Genomic DNA, 16,000 nt, shown 5'->3' on the forward strand with positions numbered 1-16,000 from the left:
TCTCGTTCTAAGTTCAAAGTTTAAATTAGCTATTCAACACCATCGCATCATCTTCTGAATTTTCAGTGACACTCTGCACAAAGGTATGTGCTGACACCGTATTTTCTCCAAAGACAAAAGGAACGATATGTTCAGGAAAATGCATACTGAGCATAAAGCCATAAATATCAACTAAATGCTGGGTATGCCCCAATGAAGATTTCACATAAATAAAGTGATGTGGTTCAACAGAAGTTTGTGTAAATTGCTGCTGCAAATGCTTCGCTGCTTTTATATCTGTCTGGTCTGAAAGAATAAGTACATATGGCTCTTCCCCTGCGTACTGCGGTAATTCATTTAAGTTCAGCGTATTAAGAACTTTTGCTGTTTTTTCTTGACCAATCACAATTTTTAAATTTTTAGCTGGTTCAAGTTCTTCAATTTTTAAAGAGGGATCTGCAATAAGGCAGCTTGCCGCGAACTCCGCCGGAATATAGTCCTTAACCATCCAAGACTTTTCATCAATCAGGTCTTGATCTATTTCTGAATCAACAGCAAGCACGAGAAAAACTTCATGCTCTTTCTTTTGAATACGTTTTAATAAATGAATAAATTCTTGATAAGCTACACGCTCTCCCAAAAAGTGATATTCGATATGAACTTTTTGGGAAATAATGCCAACTTCAGTAAAGAATTCTAAAATCAAATCATTACTTTGCTCATCATTCCATATATGCAATAAATCCTCTGGAAGAAGAATGTGTAAATTCAGTCGATTTAAACGATGTACTTCAACTACAGGTGTTTCTGTATCTTCATATTCAGAATTTGGGTCAACCCATGCAGGATGCATGTGATATTCACGGATCTGATGAGATTCATAAAATAAAATTGAACGCTTTAAATGTTCAGCCAAGTGATACAAATTCTCTATGTTTTGTTCTAATTGCTGTCTTATTAAAGACATAATACGAACTTGTCTTGGTGAAGCTGCGTATTGAAAATCCTCTTCACTCGACTCAGCTAAATCTTTAATTCGATAAGATAAAAGAGGCAATCCATAAGAATTTAACAACTCATCATCAAGTTCTGGGCTTTTGAAATCTTGTATTTCTTCAATAATCGTTTCATTCTCACCTAACGCATGTATAGCGAAAGCAGAGTAAATATGAAAATCTAGCTGTTCTAAAGGCTGATCAGGTGTAGTCTGTTGTTTTTGACTATCATCATCTTGACTTTGATTTGCAGCTTTCTCTTTCTTTTCTTTATAACTTTTATAAGCGCTATAAATCAGCCAAGGCGATAAAATCGCCAGTGTAATGATTGCCGGTAACAAAAGAAAATAAAGGAAAAAATCCCCTTTATCAGGGTTATATTGAACATCACGCCAGTAGAAAATAATCAATCCACTAACAATTGTAAAAATAGCGATGAATGAGAGTAATATTTTTTTAATCATATTTGCTCTCCAATAAGGCTATAACATGTTTCATAGCTATGTGTGCTAGGCTTGCGAGATATTAAAAAAGCACCTTGCCCTAAGCCACTTTCTTGGCTTTGAGTTAGGCGAACAGGTTGTATTTCCGACTCATCCAGTATCAATCTTAAATCGATTGATAGAGTCGGACTGCACCATGTTTCTACGATTTTTTTGAGCTTTAAACTAAGCTCTTGATGAGGTAAAAACTTTAAATATTGCTGGCGCTTAAGCGGACCAATCTGAATCTCAATTTTTCCATCAATTTGTTGAATCGTTTCTCCACAAAACGTATTTATACCAAGTAAGCTAGGCTGGCTTCCGCCCAAAGTTGTTAACTGATCACTTGCCAACTTAAATGATTCTTGTATGAACTCTTTAATTGTAATTTCATGCTTAAATATACAACTCAACATTGTTTTCAAAGCATGAACGGTATTATTTTGCCCCTGCATTAAGCCTGAAAATTCGGCAAAATATTCATCTAAATCTTGTTGTTGATGTTGTGATCGGACATAACCATTTAAAGCATGCAGAATATCCAAATAATCATTTTTATTTTCTATTTCATATCGCACAGGCAAGTGATAAGTAATACTTGACTCTACATACTGACTCGTTAACTTATGATTAAATAAACTCAAAAACTCTTTAGTTTCGGCTCGTTGCTGCCGTGGAGCCTGCTTAATTTTATTTGTATAGGTATAAGGTAATGCACCTTGTATACCGGTAAGGCCAACGATCAAGTTTGTTAAATGAACACGCTCATCTACTAATTCTAAACTTTCAATTTCAGTGGCTGGAAAGTTTAAATTAAATGAGGTCTCAAACTTAAAATGATCAGTCCACAACGAAGAAGCATCATTAGCTGGGCTATGACGCAATAACCGTGTTGCTTGAATAAATTCAAAAGATTTAGGGCGTTGAAATAACTCAGCCGTTATAGAAGAGTCTTGCCACCAACGTTCTGACTGCATTGGTATAACTCCTGCTGAGATGAATAATCCTTAACCACCAAATCAACAAAACTATTAATTTGAACCTTTAAATTAAAAACACGACTTAATAGTTGACTAAAAATATATAAGCTATGCCCTCTAAACACTGATGAATCAATTTGTAATTCAGCTTTTACCCCTCTCACAAACATTGGAAATGGTTTGCCATCTACAAGTTTATGGGTAAGTGAAAATTCTAATTTTTTAATTGATTCAATAATTAAATAATTTTCTTTTGACTGCGGTAAGTTATATAAAGCCAACAGCTCTTTAACATGAGAAACAGCATCCCCTTTCATAAGCGCTAAGCTATTTAATGAAAGATGCGAAATCACACGCCATTGCTCACTTTGGCCTTGTTCAAACTTATAAGGCTTTGTTGGCCGCTTTAAGACAATGGCACGTCTCGCCAAGCTACTATCGTTTAAATTTAATACGTTATTAGACTGACCCAGCGCTTCATGAGGCAAGTCACGGTTTGAACATAATAGTTTGGTGCTAATAAAATCTGAACGTGTTGAAAATGGATTTAGATTTTTAGAAATAATGGAATAGCCCATTTCAACAAAATTAGACTGTAACTTTTGATAATTCACTGAGTAAAAAAAACGAGCTGTATCATTATGATAATGGCTCATCGCAAAAAAAGGTAAAACAGGAACATAGCTTTCTTCCTGATTTGTTTTTTCACGCACCATATTCATCTCAAGTATTGAATATACTTGATAAAATTCAGGATGATGAGCATCTGTAACGAGTGGATATTCGAGTTGCTTATGTACTATTTTTTGAGGTTCCGCATATTTTTCAAATAAGTTGATTACTGGGGTAGTAAACAATTTAAAGTTTGCAATATTTAGCTCAGAATAGTTTCTAACAACGGCTTGATCATTCAAATTTAATTTAAAATGAATTAAAAGCTCAAATTCGGATACTTGCTGAGGTACAGCCTTTAAGAAATCTAAATCAAGTTTAAGATAGCTAAACTTTTCTGGGAAACAAAAATATTCCATCAACAAACGATAAGCATGATGCGTATGTTGATCGAGAGGTAATAAACTTTCTTGTTCAGAAAAACCTATTAATTCGAATGGATTCTTACCCAACTCTACAATCGTTTGACCATGTTTAACCGCAAAACTGGTCCCTTTTTTGAAAATACTATCAAGTACTTGTAAAGGAAAATTAGAGATAGCATCTAAATAAATAGGAAGCTTCTCATGAATTAAGCATGCATGAGCACTATTAAAAATTTCAAATTTAAGGCTCAACGTTGCATTTTGGTTTAAGTGCATATGTGCACTAGGTGTAGTTTTAAAATCTAAACCACTTAAATGAATAGGTAGCAATTTAACATCTTGAGTTGTATTAAACTCACACTGTACCCCTTTGAAACTACGAGATTTTAAAACCGTATGATCAGGTACAAGATGAGGTTCTGTAAGCTGTTTAATTTTATTAATATCTTCAAAGCTAACAACTGAACAAGCAGGAAAATGACGCAAGTATTGAGGAAACATCACCTCAAATAAAGAACGAGTAAAAACATCATAACTGTCTGTAAGTTTTTTATCGATTCGAGCGGCAATCAGCGAAAAAGCCTGAATCAGACGTTCAATATGCGGGTCATCAATTTGCTCTTGATTTAAAGATAAGCGCTGAGCAATTTTTGGATATTTTTGGGCAAATTCTCGAGATTGCTGACCAAATTCTTGTAATTGTTTTTCATAAAACGGTAAAAGCTCTTCTATCACAACACACCCACTACGCTTAAGTTCTCGCTGAAATTACATACTGCTGCGTTGTTGGTTTTAACAATGCATCAAATACAACAGGTTCATATAGAGGGTGAATATTTAGATAAGCCTGAATACTTAAACATAATGCGCCCATATTATGTCCATCTAACAACATCTCTACCCGTATTTGTCTTAGCCGAGGTTCATGAGCTGCTATTGATTGCTCAATGGATTGACAGATTTTATCTCGATCCAGAGGATTGGCTGTAGAGAGCCCTACAAAATCAATAATCCCAAACTGAAGTATCGATTTCTTTACAAGTGGATAGTCATCAACTACATGATCTAACTTTGCTACCCGACTATTGAGCAAGTCTTCTAAATCGTTTGCTACAGATTCTCTTAATTGCTGAATAGAAAGACCTTTTGCATAATCTTCACTTTCTGGAATTAAGCGATCAAATAAAGTTGAACGAAATCCGTATGGATAAAGCCGATCTAAGTTCATTCGAGTTCACAACAAAGCATATTTAGAGACAGCAGAGGCTAACTTTATGTCAGCCTCCACCAAATATTCACTTAAATAATTAAGCTGCGTAAGAAGCTGTATTATTAGAAAGTGACCATTTCTTAGTAACAGCACCTTTAGCAGTACCGTTAATATCTTGTTGGTTATAAGTCCACTCAACAGCAGCATATTTCAAGCCAAATGCTTCTGTAGGAACGCCTTCTTCGTTAACGGTTGGAGTCACGCTAGAAACTAGAACGTGCTTCAATTTGATTTGTAAGTACTTGATACGTTTATCGCCATTTGCACGATAAAAGTCGATTTGTACTTCATCAAATGTATAACCAGCTGAACATGCTTCCCATAGTTTCGGGCTAGTAGCATCTAAGTCTTTCACGAAAACCATGTCAGAATGTTCAACACGTTCAGCAGTGTGGCCACCTACGCTACTTGAAGTAGCAGATTTAGGTTGACGAATGTTATGAGACCAAGAGTTAACTTCTAACCAACCTTTGTGCTCAGAATCACGAGATTCTCCATCAACTTTATATTTACCGCGAAACTCAACGTATATATCTTTCATTTAGAACTTTCCTATTTTTAATTTAAAGTTATTCTTTAGCTGACCTTGATTAATTTGAGGACTGAGGTAACTCAGTGACAAGTCGTAAAGAAACCGACAACTCATCCAGCTGGAAATGTGGTCGCAAGAAAACCACAGATTTGTAGTGACCTGGTTGAGCAGGATCTTCTACAACTTTTACAGACGCTTCACGCAATGGGTATTGAGCTTTTGCTTCTTGAGAAGCACCGTCATCAAGTAATACATACTGTGACAACCACTCGTTTAAAAATGCTTCTACATTACCAGCAGAAGCAAAACTACCCACTTTATCTCGCATCATTGCTTTTAAGTAATGTGCAATACGTGAAACAGCCATGATGTACTGAATTTGACTTGATAAAGCCGAGTTTGCATTGGCAGTATCGTTGTCATATTTTTTAGGTTTTTGAGTTGATTGCGCACCAAAGAAAGCTGCGTAATCTGTATTTTTACAATGTACTAACGGAATAAAGCCTAGATCGCTTAGCTCTTTTTCACGACGATCTGTAATTGCGATTTCAGTTGGACACTTAAATACGACTTCACCATCTTGTGTTTTAAATGTATGGACTGGCAAACCTTCGACCAAACCACCACCTTCAACACCACGAATAGCGGCACACCAACCATGCATATCAAATGCATTTGTTAAACGAGTACCAAAAGCATAAGCTGCGTTCATCCACAAATATTCATTGTGGTTTTCACCAGAAACATCTTCAATAAAATTAAAGCCTTCTGTCGCAGTACCTTCTTTTGGATGATATGGAAGACGACCTAAAACATGCGGCAACGTCAATGCAACATAACGTGAATCTTCACTATCACGGAATGAACGCCATTGTACATATTCAGCCGTTTCAAAGATTTTTGAAACATCTCTAGGACGATCAATATCTGTAAATGACTCAAGGCCTAAAATGCTTGGGCTAGCTGCTGAAACAAATGGCGCATGCGCTGCTGCTGCAACATGAGAAATTTGTTCAAGCAAATACATGTCAGATGGTGTACGGTCAAACTCAAAATCACCAATTAATGCTGAGTATGGTGCACCACCAAAAGAGCCGTACTCTTCTTCATAAATTTTCTTAAATAAAGTGCTTTGATCGAAGTCTGTAGCACCCTGAAAATCTTTTACCAACTCTTTCTTTGTCGTATTTAACATACGAATTTTAATGAGCGGATTTGAAGGTGTTTCTTGACAGAAGTAATAAAGACCACGCCACGTTGATTCAATTTTTTGAAATTGCTCATTGTGCATAATCTGGCTTAACTGGCTTGAAATTAGCGCATCAATTTCTGCAATACGCTTATCAATTGATAAAGTCATATTTTCAGAAACAGTAATGGTTCCAGCCATTACTTCTTTAGCAAGTTCACCAATTAAACTTTTAGCACGTGAATGTTCTTCGTCATTTCGTGCAATACGACTTTGCTCAACAATCGAATCTAAAAGATTAACTTCTTCATTTTCAGCAAGTGGCATCGCTGCTGATTGAGTATTATTCATGGTCAGCCTCCGCACTTAATTTACGGATCTGATCAGTATTTTTAAGAACTTCATCAAGCAAATCTTCTAAACGTTCACTGTTAGAAATTTTGTTTCTTAAATCAGTTAAACGTTCACGCGCTTCAACGAGTTTCTTTAATGGATCAACTTGCTGAACAACATTTTCTGGACGAAAATCTTCCATTGACTTAAATGTTAAATCAACGGCCATTCGTCCACCCTCTTCAGTTAGCGTATTATCTACCTGAAAAGCAGCTCTTGGAGACAACGACTCCATTACTTCATCGATATTATCTAAATCTACATTAATAAATTTTTTATCTTTTAACTTTGTACGTTCAAGCTCAGATGCTGCAGAAAAGTCACCCATCACACCAACAACAAACGGGAGTTCTTTTGCTTCTTTTGCATCACCAATTTCAACATCGTAAGTAAGCTGAACACGAGGAGGTCGAATTCGTTGAAGCTTCTTTTGTACGCTTTCTCTTTTAGCCATAAGGTTCTATCCCAGATTATTTAGTTAAAGGGTCAAAAGGCGAACTTTTTGATTTACTAACACTCGCAACAGGCGCTGTTTTTGGTTTAACCGCAGGTGTTTTTACTGGAGTTACTGTATGTTTAGTTGTCGTTCGAGGAGTAGAAACTCGATTACGTACTACATTTTGTTTTCTATAACTTCGTTTTTCATTATCAGCCGAACCACCTTCAGAGCTCGCTTTGAAATTCGATGGATCAGGTGCAGGCATTGCTGTATGAATATTTTCAATTAATTGCTTTGCAGGAGGATATGTTACGTCATTCGTTAAATATCGCATTTCCTGACCACGCATTTGTTGCAAAGAATTATTTGCAATGCTTACGCCAGATAAAAACAATACATCTGTTAATAACGAACCACGAACGTTTTGACTCTGTAATTGACTAGCTAAATTTAACGCTTTAACTGGCTGGTTAGTCTGATAAAACCGCATCGCTGCTTTAGCTAATAAATCATTCTTTTGAGTAGAATTATCTGTATCGCATACTTGTTTAAAAAGACTTAACAACTCTGGATCAGTTTGACCTTCAATTATAGGGTTTTTCTTAATACAGCTTTTCTTTAGTTTTATAGGTTCTAATTCTGCAGCTTGTGCACAAGATAAACCAACATAGTTACCAATTAAAAAAAGTATCAAAACACTTTGCTTTAACACAACTTTCATTCCTCTATCTTCTTATTTAATCAAGGTTTTACTGAAAAATTAACATTTTATAAATATCAAAAAATCAGGCTTAAACCTTATATTCAAAAAATTTGAACGCAGTTTATCATATAATTAAACATATTTTATATAAAATTCATATCAAACTAAACTAAAAGTAAATAGTTTAGATGCTTATAAAATATAGCTTAATAAAGTTTTTCTAACAAAAAAATAATAATGTTATTTTTTGTAAATAAAAATAAGTTATTGATACATATGAAATTTTATAGAAATTAAAATTTCAAAAAAATTTATTTTAAATATAGCTTTTTATATCTTATGAAACAATTTCTTAAGAATAATTAATCTTAGATGACATTAAAGTTAATTCTATTTGGTTAGTAACAACTCAAGCTTAGTTAACAAAAATTCAGCCCTTACCTAAAGCTAATAAATTTGTCAAGACTAATCTGTCTACCTGTCATATTTTTTTAAAATTAATTTAATTCTTCCCTAGCACTAAAAAACATACTCTCCGTACGCGACCATATTTTTCTATAGTTTTTTGCTTGAAACATGGTTTTTTTATAAAAATTACAAATTATTATTTTGATGAATGTAATGGCTCAAGCTAAGAGAATTTTATTCGATCTATGTTTTATTTTCTCAGAAATTATGATTCGTAGCCTTCTGGCTCATATGCCTTACTCTTTTATTTACTGATATTAATACTGCCACCAGTATTCTAAGTGTACTGTCCATTTGTGTAGGCATAGATATACTTAATATTATTTAATCACAATACTTTTGAGCTGATGAGCAATATGGCTACGTTTTAACTTACGCTAATGCCTCTAATATTTTAATTTGCACATTAATCTTGGATTTAATATTAAAAAATCTACTTATTTTTGTTGGTCTATACAACAAATATGTTGCGCTCTGGAATATTAATCGACAAGTTTCATTTAGTGTCGGTACTGTTGTTCTCATTTCGATATATAACTTGATGTCTGGCTCAAGCGATCTACTCCGCTATCAACATACTTTTTTAATTGCAGCTTTACTCTGCTTACTTTCACTCATTCCCGTTTTAAAGGAAAAAACCCATGTCTAAACAAATGGATCAAGCCATTCAAAGTGTCATTGACCTACATGTTTTAATAGAAAATGTATTTACAGGAAAAAATGCAGAGCAAAGACTGAGCCCACTTTTAGATAGCTTTGATCAGAATTTTAAGATGGTAACAGTTCAAGGTCACAGCATTGGTTTCGCCGAAGTGCATAGTTTATTTAACCAAAATATTGGGAAGAAACCTTCTTTAAAAATCGACATTCTTAAGAGTACAGCTTTATACGAATTTGAAAATTATTGTTGGGTGCAATATCAGGAACATCAACAAACTGATGAAACCGAAACATTACGCACTTCGACAGCCTGCATTAAAGTAGAAGGCGAAAAATGTCATTGGGTTTATTTACATGAAACTTTAGTTCCCTCGTCTTCTTAACTCATCTAGAGCTCCTTAAAGATGGCACCTATTTTGCTTAACAATATTACGTTTTATGAAAATCGTAATACTAATCAAAATGGGGAGCTCTCGATATGGATTATGTTGCAAAGGAATTTACTCGAAAGAACAAGCTGATTCTCAGTATTTGTTCTTTCGTGATTCCAATATGTCTTTGGTGTGCAATCAGTTATTTACCTTTTGTTTGGCATCCTCAAGTACAAATCACGAGTTCGGGAAGTGTTCCTTACCTACAAGTAGGAAGTCGCGTTGATAAAAATGTGTTCTATCTCGAAGCACAAAATGCAGTCAATCGAAATTCTGCACCACCACAAGGTATTTTGGTCAATCCGATTTATTTACCAGCTCCCCATGAGGTCGCTAAAGCTTTGGTCACCGCATTTACCACGCCACCTGAACAACCTGATTCACCGTGGTTTCATCAAAGTTTATGGCACAGTATTAAACTGGTTTTTTCAGCTTTTTTTATCTCTTCATTGATTGGGATTCCACTGGGTATTTTGTGTGGTTTTTCTAAGCGTATATCCTTATTGACGGAACCTTTTGTCGAGTTTTTCCGTTACTTACCCGCACCTGCCTTTGGGGCGCTTGCAGTAGCAATTTTAGGGATTAATGACGCGCCTAAAATTGCGATTATTGTGATTGGTACACTTTTTCAGCAAATTCTCATTATTGCCAATACCACACGAATGGTAGATCGAAGCTTAATTGAAGCTGGCTATACGCTTGGCACCAATAAGCTCAAAAGTTTATTTCACGTGGTGATTCCTGCTGCCTTACCTGATATTTATCGCGACTTACGTGTGCTATTGGGCTGGGCTTGGACCTACTTAATTGTTTCAGAGTTGATTGGTACGACCTCGGGTATTACGTGGTTTATTACCCAACAGGCTCGCTATCAGAACTTTGACAATGTTTATGCGGCAATTTTGATTATTGGGGTGATTGGTCTGGTCTGTGACTGGTTATTAATGAAGTTAGGTGAGCGGATGTTCACTTGGAAAGTAGGAGCAAAATAATGAACGATTCAACATTTAACGCACATGAATACTTTCAAAAAATTTATGAACGTCCTGTGATTTTAGAAGCCAAACAACTGAGCCAAGTCTTTAAGCATGGTCACAACGAACGCACTGTTTTAAATAAGCTCGATTTAAAAATTCATAAAAGAGAGTTTATTTGTGTGATTGGCCCTTCTGGCTGCGGTAAATCGACACTAAGCCGTGTTATCGCAGGTTTAGACCCATACCATAGTGGAGAAGTTTTAATAGACGGCGAATGCATTACGGGTCCATGTCCTGAACGCGGTATGGTGTTTCAGGGCTATACCCTTTTCCCGTGGAAAACTGTAAAAGAAAACGTGATGTTTGGTCCGCAAATGCGCGGCGCTAGTCAAATGACAGCAGAAGCTCAAGCACGTGAATGGATCAATATTATTGGTTTAGAAAAATATGAAAATCAGTATCCACACCAACTTTCTGGTGGCATGAAACAGCGTGTTGCGATTGCTAGAGCTTTGGTTAATCAACCTAAAATTTTACTCATGGATGAACCTTTTGGTGCACTCGACCCGCACACCCGTCAAAAAATGCAAAAGCACTTAATGGACTTATGGCAAAACATTGATATCACCATTATTTTTGTGACCCATGACATGGATGAGGCCATTTTACTGGCAGACCGAATTGTGGCACTCAAAGCCAACCCAGGTGAAATTAAGGAAATTATTGAAGTTAATTTGCCGCGTCCACGCTCACTCGACTTAATGACCACACCTGAATTTAAACAACTCCGTTCATGGGTTGATTATCTAGTTCATGCTGAAGAAGATGAGCTTGACCCTGCTTTACAAGACTTACCAAAAATTCCACGTATGACTCAGGTCAGTACAGAAAAATAAGAAACACATGAAAAAGCCCAAGTTAAACTTGGGCTTTTTAATTTACTGGGCTTATTTGAGCTGTTCTATGAGTGTCGGATAAATCAGCCCATCTACATTTTGTTCGGTTTTATAAATACCATTTTCGACGTTAAATTTATTGACGTGATAGGTCGAACCATAAATCGAGTCAAAGCCTTGAGATTTAGCAAATACTTTTTTATTGGCATTGATATCTAATAAATGCGTACCGCTAACCATCAACTCATATTGTTTTGGGTCAACTCCTGAACGATTTGCCATAATTTTGACTGCATCGGCATGGGTTGCAGGGTCATTAATATATTTAACTGTTTTATCCCACACTTGAATAATTTTTTTCCATTCCTCTTGATGAGCCGTTAAATGGCTCGTGTTGACGGTCAAGGTGTCATAAATTAAACCCGGCTTGTCTTTAGAGGTATAGATAATTTTAGAGCCTGCCACTGCTTTTAATGCCTGGCCTGCAACAGGTTGCCAAACAGCGATTGCAGAAATATCGGGGCTATTAAACACTTGAGGTAATTGGTTCGTCGCTGAATTTACCAACTTCACGTCATCAGCTTTAATGTTATGGTCGATTAAAGCTGTCGCTAGTAAAAGATGATCAACCAAACCTTTTTCGACGCCGATCGATTTTCCTTTTAAGTCTTGAATGGTGTTAATGCCCTCTTTTGCAATAATGACATCATTGCCCGCAGAATAATCTGTTGCCATGATCATCATGCCTTGCGTACCGCCAGAAGCAGTTACCAAGTTATCGCCATTGGTGACCAACACAGCATCGAGCTGATTTGCGGAAAAGGCTGAAAGCGAAGCCGAATAATCAAACCATTTAAACTCTACATTTAAGCCTGCTTCTTTTAACCAGTCTTTTTCAATAGCCACTTGCCAAGCCACCCAGCCCGGCCAATCACTATATCCAATGGTAATTGGTTTTGTATTTGTGGATGCCTGAGCGTCTTGTTTGGCTTCGGGCACTTTAGCGGTATTGTCACACCCACCCAATACAACTGCCGATAAAATAGATACGGATAACAACGCTTTTTTAATCATATAGAAACTTCCCCAACATTTTTACTAACAACACTTTGAGCGGTTTGATTGAGTGACTGTATATAAGCTCGCCAGCCTCCAAAATGGCTAATATCGGTTGCATCTTGAATGGCATACGCTTCACAAATAAAGCCTTTGACCCATGTGCTATCTTTTAATTTCAGGTTCCCAATGCCAAGAGGTGCAGGTACTTCAGCCACAATGGCTCCAAAATTTGCTAAAGGAACATCCCACACTTCGACTTCAATTGATGTCCCTGCTACATCACATTGCAGCCCCGGCTTTGGTGGCGTGGTATTTTTCAAGGTAAAGAGTTTATAAGTGTCTGCTGTCTTGGTTTTCTTGAGCAAAGTGGCATTACGGCTAGTGAGCTGAAAATTAAGTGGCATGCCTGTTAAGTGTGCTCCCACTACAGCAAGCTGCACTGAATGATTCGAGTGGATGTTTATACTTTTTTGATAATGTTGAGCTGATTTACCTAAACTCAGTGATGTTTCGGCTTGCCAAAGCTGCGCAAAATTAGCGAGTGCCTGATCGTGCCAAGCTGGTGCAATAAAGGTTACGCCACTTGGTAGGTCGTCTTCACGAAGTACATTAGGTAAAGCTAAAGCTGAAAGATCGGCAAAATTGACAAAGTTGGTATAAGCCCCCATGTGCACATTTTTAGTCAATGGGTCGGCTTCAACTTCGGCAATGGTGTAAATGGTTGGCGCTGTCGGAACCATCAATGCATCAAATGGCTGTAACGCCAAATTAATTTTTCGAGCCAAAGCGGCACGGTTATATTCGGCTTGAAGTGCATCTGTTGCCTTGAATTTATCTGCCTGCGCAATAATTTGAGTAATGACTGGATGAGCCTTTTCACGTGTTGTCATGCGTTCAACGGCGACTGTTCTTTCCGCTACCCAAGCATCGTTATACAGTGCAGCAGCAAGCTCATTAAAGGCGCTGAAATCAATACTCTCAACTTCATAGCCCAGTTTTTTTATGCGCTCAATTGCAACTAAAAAGGCTTTTTCAGATTCCAGATCGCCATAAAACTCAAGCTGAGCTGGAATAGCTATTTTCCGTTTAGAAAATTGAGTCGGTACATTGGCTGGATGTGCTCGTGAATATTCATCTGTTTCATCGTAACCCTGCATTAAATTGGCAATGGTCCACGCATCATCAATATGTAGCGCAAAAATAGAAATGACATCAATGGTCCGACATGCTGGAATTAAACCTGTGGTAGAAAACCAGCCCTTTGTTGGTTTTAGGCCCACAATATTGTTATGGCCCGCAGGAACACGCCCTGACCCTGCCGTATCTGTTCCCAAGCTAAAAGGCACAATGCCGTTGGCAACCACCACTGACGAACCAGAACTTGAACCACCGCTGATATATTCAGGGTTAAAACTATTTTTTACTGCGCCATAGGGAGAACGAATGCCAACCAACCCCGTTGCAAACTGATCTAGATTAGTTTTACCAACCACAATCGCCCCTGCTTTTTTTAGTTTGGCAACTACAGTAGCATCTTGAGTCGCTAAATATTCAACTTCTTTACAGGCAGCAGTGGTGTGAAAGCCAGCAACATCAATGTTGTCTTTAACTGCAAATGGCACACCGTACAGAGGTAAGTCAGCAATATTCTGGTCGTTTAAAACATCAATTTGTGCCTGAACCTGGTTATTCGAAGCAATTTCAATCCATGCATGATCATCATTTTTAATTTCTGCAACATAGCCAATCAAATCTTTAAGATGGATTTGCCCATTTTGATATGCTGTTTTCCAGTCTTGGATGGTCCATAAATTTTTCAACACGCTACTCCTCATTTAGTCATTTTGCTGTATAGGCGGCATGACGGCATCCATCAGTTCTAGATGTCCTTTGATTACCCCTTTCAGCACAATAAATTGCTGGCTAATTTGTCTAAGCTCAGAACTCGCGCCCTGCATTAACATGACTTGCAATATCTTTTGTTGGTCGAGCTGAATATGAAGTGAACTAATCACCTGTGCTAAAAACTGTTGTTGTAAATCGACCAATTGATTACGTAAGGTCATTTGGCTCGCGTCGTAAAGTAGCGTTAATGTGCCCACCATGACTTCATTGGCCTGTGCTTGCTCTGCAATTAAGTGTTTATTAATCATGTCGACAATAGCTTGCGAGCGACTTTCATAGTTCTGCTCGACAATTTTTTGGTCGAGTGCGTTAAGTGTCGTTTCAGGTACGGTAATACTGATTCGAGCCAACTTTTGTTTTGCCACAGTCTTATCCTTTTGTTTTAGGCGGCTGATTGTTTTGCTTGATATATACGCCTGCACGTACGCTGAGCAATTCGACTAAAAAGGCTTTTAAAGTTGGCTTTGGTTGAACCACAGGTTTTACATCGTTCATATCGCACCTCTAGCTTGGTATTACCAAATTCAGTTTTTGTATTACTGATATGAGATGCAGAAAATGTGCCAATTTTTAAGCGGAGTTTTGATGGGCTTGACAGAGATTTGTGAGTGATTTTTGGGCAAGAAAAAGCCCCATGCACAGGGATGGGGCTTTAAATATTATCATTAGCTTTTAACGCAAATTAAACAGCAACAAAATTAGAGAAATCATTTGTTAATCCGTATATTTTTAACTTTGCTACTCAATAAATTATAGATTTCAACTTCTAAATCTTTTTGAAAGCTTCCAGATATAGAAACTTTGTTTAATTTATCTAAGTCTAAACTTTTAAAAAGTTCTAAATTTAGATTATATTTCAAGTCATTATTATTAATAATGAGTTCAAAATTTTCTAGTTCACTAATTTTTGAACTCATTATAAAATCAAGGGTCGTTTGGCTAATTGCCATAACATCGTTGCAGTCTTCAATACCTAAATCCACTTCTATAGACAATGATTTTAAATATTTGAAATTTAAAGGCTTTGTTAATTCAAATGCTCCATTAATCTCTAATATCTCTAAAGCGGGCATTTTCTCTATAATTTCTGTGATGTCACCTAAATTAGGATATATTCTGCACTCATTAACATAGAGTTCATCAAATCCATATTTGAACACTTTTAATTTAGGAAAGTATTTTTTACTTAAAGCTTTGCTAATTTCAGTAAAGTCATCAAAAAAACTCTTATTAAAATCAATATATTCATGCTGTAAACCTATCAACATAAATTCTAATTTTTCATTTAACTCTAATTCAATCATACGGTTAAGATAAGGATAAAATTTAGTAGAACAAAGTGAATAAATTGTTCTAGTTTTTTTGGGAAAGTCTGTTACCGTGAATTCATTATCAACCTCACTTAAAGGCAGTCCAAAGATACAAATGTCACCATGCATATATGGAATAGATAAATACTCAACATTGCCTGACTTATACATCCAAGAAACAGGAAAATCTTGTTTAATTAAAGTAGATTCATTACCATTCATTTTTAATAACTCTTTTTTAAATTGTGTGAAAATAAAAGAAATAAATGCCTCATTCACACGCTCATAGTCTAAT

Annotated in this window: 16 protein-coding genes and 1 pseudogene; 4 read left to right on the forward strand and 13 right to left on the reverse strand. The window is 36.4% G+C overall.

Going from position 1 to position 16,000, the window contains the following annotated elements:
• Positions 1 to 25 precede the first annotated feature (25 nt).
• The 8 genes from RMA95_RS15235 to RMA95_RS15270 all read right to left on the reverse strand — a co-directional run bounded on the left by RMA95_RS15235 (position 26) and on the right by RMA95_RS15270 (position 8,017).
• Complete coding sequence (locus RMA95_RS15235) at positions 26 to 1,438, reverse strand: hypothetical protein (protein WP_263613407.1); 1,413 nt, start codon at positions 1,436 to 1,438, stop codon at positions 26 to 28.
• The gene (tssG, locus tag RMA95_RS15240) at positions 1,435 to 2,433 is read right to left on the reverse strand and encodes a type VI secretion system baseplate subunit TssG (RefSeq protein WP_311071677.1); all 999 of its coding nucleotides are present in this window, start codon (positions 2,431 to 2,433) and stop codon (positions 1,435 to 1,437) included. The genes RMA95_RS15235 and tssG overlap by 4 nt, the downstream gene beginning before the upstream one ends.
• Entirely contained in the window at positions 2,397 to 4,208 is a 1,812-nt protein-coding gene (gene tssF, locus RMA95_RS15245; protein WP_212511605.1) for a type VI secretion system baseplate subunit TssF, read from the reverse strand. Before tssF ends, tssG begins: the two co-directional genes overlap by 37 nt.
• Before the next feature lie 16 nt (positions 4,209 to 4,224).
• Positions 4,225 to 4,701 (reverse strand): type VI secretion system baseplate subunit TssE, encoded by a 477-nt coding sequence (gene tssE / locus RMA95_RS15250; RefSeq protein WP_039255167.1) that lies wholly within the window; start codon positions 4,699 to 4,701, stop codon positions 4,225 to 4,227.
• 79 nt (positions 4,702 to 4,780) lie between these two features.
• Positions 4,781 to 5,284, reverse strand: a complete 504-nt coding sequence (locus tag RMA95_RS15255) for a type VI secretion system tube protein Hcp (protein WP_000653195.1) — start codon at positions 5,282 to 5,284, stop codon at positions 4,781 to 4,783.
• Positions 5,285 to 5,333: 49 nt separating this feature from the next.
• Positions 5,334 to 6,815: a type VI secretion system contractile sheath large subunit gene (gene tssC / locus RMA95_RS15260; protein WP_311071681.1), complete on the reverse strand. Its 1,482-nt coding sequence runs from the start codon at positions 6,813 to 6,815 to the stop codon at positions 5,334 to 5,336.
• Entirely contained in the window at positions 6,808 to 7,311 is a 504-nt protein-coding gene (tssB, locus tag RMA95_RS15265) for a type VI secretion system contractile sheath small subunit (RefSeq protein ID WP_004702470.1), read from the reverse strand. Before tssB ends, tssC begins: the two co-directional genes overlap by 8 nt.
• Before the next feature lie 16 nt (positions 7,312 to 7,327).
• Positions 7,328 to 8,017 carry a hypothetical protein gene (locus RMA95_RS15270; RefSeq protein WP_263613403.1) on the reverse strand — a complete coding sequence of 230 codons (690 nt, stop codon included), beginning with the start codon at positions 8,015 to 8,017 and terminating at the stop codon, positions 7,328 to 7,330.
• 922 nt (positions 8,018 to 8,939) lie between these two features.
• Between RMA95_RS15270 and RMA95_RS15275 the strand changes: the two are divergent.
• The 4 genes and pseudogenes from RMA95_RS15275 to RMA95_RS15290 all read left to right on the forward strand — a co-directional run.
• Positions 8,940 to 9,116 (forward strand): annotated as a pseudogene (locus RMA95_RS15275) (MFS transporter); the annotation flags it as partial.
• Positions 9,109 to 9,510, forward strand: coding sequence for a hypothetical protein (locus RMA95_RS15280; protein WP_311071684.1), 402 nt, complete (start codon positions 9,109 to 9,111; stop codon positions 9,508 to 9,510). The pseudogene RMA95_RS15275 and the gene RMA95_RS15280, both read left to right, overlap by 8 nt.
• Before the next feature lie 95 nt (positions 9,511 to 9,605).
• Positions 9,606 to 10,550: an ABC transporter permease gene (locus RMA95_RS15285; protein ID WP_311071686.1), complete on the forward strand. Its 945-nt coding sequence runs from the start codon at positions 9,606 to 9,608 to the stop codon at positions 10,548 to 10,550.
• Positions 10,550 to 11,431: an ABC transporter ATP-binding protein gene (locus RMA95_RS15290; RefSeq protein ID WP_311071688.1), complete on the forward strand. Its 882-nt coding sequence runs from the start codon at positions 10,550 to 10,552 to the stop codon at positions 11,429 to 11,431. The genes RMA95_RS15285 and RMA95_RS15290 overlap by 1 nt, the downstream gene beginning before the upstream one ends.
• 51 nt (positions 11,432 to 11,482) lie before the next feature.
• Here the strand turns inward: RMA95_RS15290 and RMA95_RS15295 are convergent, their stop codons facing one another.
• The 5 genes from RMA95_RS15295 to RMA95_RS15315 form a co-directional block, all read right to left on the reverse strand.
• Entirely contained in the window at positions 11,483 to 12,505 is a 1,023-nt protein-coding gene (locus RMA95_RS15295; RefSeq protein ID WP_311071690.1) for an ABC transporter substrate-binding protein, read from the reverse strand.
• Positions 12,502 to 14,313, reverse strand: a complete 1,812-nt coding sequence (gene atzF, locus RMA95_RS15300; RefSeq protein WP_311071692.1) for an allophanate hydrolase — start codon at positions 14,311 to 14,313, stop codon at positions 12,502 to 12,504. The genes RMA95_RS15295 and atzF overlap by 4 nt, the downstream gene beginning before the upstream one ends.
• Positions 14,314 to 14,325: 12 nt before the next feature.
• A complete protein-coding gene (locus tag RMA95_RS15305) occupies positions 14,326 to 14,760 on the reverse strand; it encodes a CopG family ribbon-helix-helix protein (protein ID WP_001118705.1) in 435 nt (144 codons plus the stop codon).
• A gap of 4 nt (positions 14,761 to 14,764) precedes the next feature.
• A complete protein-coding gene (locus RMA95_RS15310; RefSeq protein WP_001000625.1) occupies positions 14,765 to 14,890 on the reverse strand; it encodes a hypothetical protein in 126 nt (41 codons plus the stop codon).
• Between the two features lie 212 nt (positions 14,891 to 15,102).
• Complete coding sequence (locus tag RMA95_RS15315) at positions 15,103 to 15,927, reverse strand: hypothetical protein (RefSeq protein ID WP_311071698.1); 825 nt, start codon at positions 15,925 to 15,927, stop codon at positions 15,103 to 15,105.
• Positions 15,928 to 16,000: the final 73 nt, after the last annotated feature.

The sequence above is a fragment of the Acinetobacter sp. V110_1 genome (assembly GCF_031798975.1).
Classification (GTDB): Bacteria; Pseudomonadota; Gammaproteobacteria; order Pseudomonadales; family Moraxellaceae; genus Acinetobacter; species Acinetobacter nosocomialis_A.